The 2156-nt window shown below is 57.2% G+C and carries 1 protein-coding gene; it reads right to left on the minus strand.

What is annotated here, in order from left to right:
- Positions 1-2070, minus strand: a 2070-nt coding sequence (locus tag AAZT04_RS25940; protein ID WP_434682332.1) for an inverse autotransporter beta domain-containing protein, incomplete at its 3' end; no start/stop codon positions are given.
- Positions 2071-2156: the final 86 nt, after the last annotated feature.

The following is a 2156-nucleotide window of genomic DNA, read 5'->3' on the forward strand; positions in this document are numbered from 1 at the left end:
ATCCCCTTTGAGGGTCGCGACATATTCCCCTTTTTGTGCACTTTCCGTCACGGCGCTCAACGTCACACCCGCCACGCTACGAGCACGACTCTCCCCGTTGACAACAAATGCCAACTTTTCGGTCATGCCGCTCAGGGCATCACCCGCCGCATTTTTCAGGGTTAACGTCAACGTCGTGCCGGACGGATCGCTCGCGACAATCGTGTCCGGCGTTGCGGTAAAGGATGATTTTTCCGCATCCGGCGCCATATCATTGATGACTACGCGTGCAGACGAAAGGGATACCCCGCTCACGACAGGCGTGAGCACCAGCACCTCAGGAACAGTGCCGGCAACCACAGTCACCTCATAGATGCCCGCCTGAACCTGTTTCGGTTCCGATACGCTCGCATTCCCCCTTGAACGCTTTGCATGCTCGGCATGGATAACCACATCCGAACGGGCAATATCTACCGCCTGACCTTGCGTATCCTTCAGCGACAACGTCAGCACTTGCGTACTTTTTCCATCTGCCGGCAATGTGCTCTCGGCTGGCGAGAAGCTACTTTGACTTTCACTGATGACCGGTGCCTGCACCGTCACCTGCGTTTCACTCTGGTTCGACGCATTACCTTGCTTGTCCATCGCAACGCCACTGACCGTATAGGTGTTGACACCGCCAGCCATCGACTGATAAACCGGCAGCACCACGGCATACTCCGCTGTACCTTCCTGCAGGATTTTTCCACCGGCAGCCCGCAAGGTCGGTGCAGACCATTCGATGTGCGACAAGCCATATTTGCTGTTGACCACCACGCCCAGTGACTTTTTCTCACCCGCATGGCCACTCACCGCCTCAACGGTGCGCAAGCTGACAACCTCTTTCTTACGGTACTCCAGTACGATGTTGTTGTTGCGATCGACCAAGTCATAACGGCTGCCTGTCAGACTGCGCAGTGATGCAACAGCACCCGGGTCAAGCTGTTGACGCCATGGCACCCCCAACTGATAACGCATTTCCACACCCACCCGGGCACTGTTCTTGCCGGATTGCCCCTGGCGATGCTCGGCGTTCAGCGTCAGCAACGGGAACGGGGTATAGTTCACTCCCGCCGTGACCGCACCAGGATTGCGCTGGCGACTGTCCTTCCCGAACAATCCCACCTCATTGCCGTAATATTTCTCATAAGTCAGTTTGCCACCCAGTTGCGGCAAACTCGGCAACCAGGCCTGCGCACGCACATCCCAGCCATTGGCCGGCCGCTCCTGGTAATCAGTCAGGTCCGGCGAATCTTTCCAGTTCGTCAAACGCAGATACCCATTGGCGTCCAGCTTCAGGTAATCACGCCAGTATTCCAATCCAACACCCATTCGACTGTGCGAGCGCGACAAATCATGGTCGAGGAAAGCATTCCCCCCCATCATCCAGCCGTCATTAAACCGGCGATGCCCCACCCCCAGGTTGGTCTGGGTCCGTGCATCGGTACGGTGCACACTTCCTTGCGCAAACGTCAACCTGTCCTGCTGTTCATGCAACGGCACCAACAAATCCAATTGAGAATTCTTGAGTGAAAAATTCTTGTCCGCCTCCAATTGCACGCGCGCAGTACCAAACTGGCTCAGCCATTGCTGAACCTCGCTGCCTGCCGCACCGGTCGCCATGCCACGCGCCTGAGCGGTCAGTGCATCACCGTTTGGTTTATTGGCCAACAGTCCGCCTGCCTGCGAGGCCCATGACGCTACACGATGGTCTGCCGCGTTGTCAGATGTCGACGTCGCGTGGGGAGACGGTTTTTTATCATCCTCCCACACCACCTTCGGCAAGGGTGCCGTCGGCACGTCCAGCTCGTCCCCCGCACGCAGGTGCCCCCAGCCGTTCGCGAACGTACGGAACTGATTCAGCTTGCGCAATGCTTCTGGCGTCATGTTGTAGCGCGCAGCCACGTTGTCTACGCTCTCGCCGTCCTTTAGCACATAGGGCAGGGTAGCCAACGAAGCCGCCTCCGGGCCAGCCGCCATAAACGGTGACTGGGCGGCACGCGCCGCCATGATGGGGGTAAACGCCACCGATATTGGCAATGCGAATTGCACAATAATATTTATCCAGGATAACCACGTTATCACAGGAGACATTCGACCATTACTCGCCCCAGAGGACGCTACATTCACGCTCATAA

Source organism: Serratia sp. Je.1.23.a, from assembly GCF_051129805.1.
GTDB classification, from domain to species: Bacteria; Pseudomonadota; Gammaproteobacteria; order Enterobacterales; family Enterobacteriaceae; genus Serratia; species Serratia liquefaciens.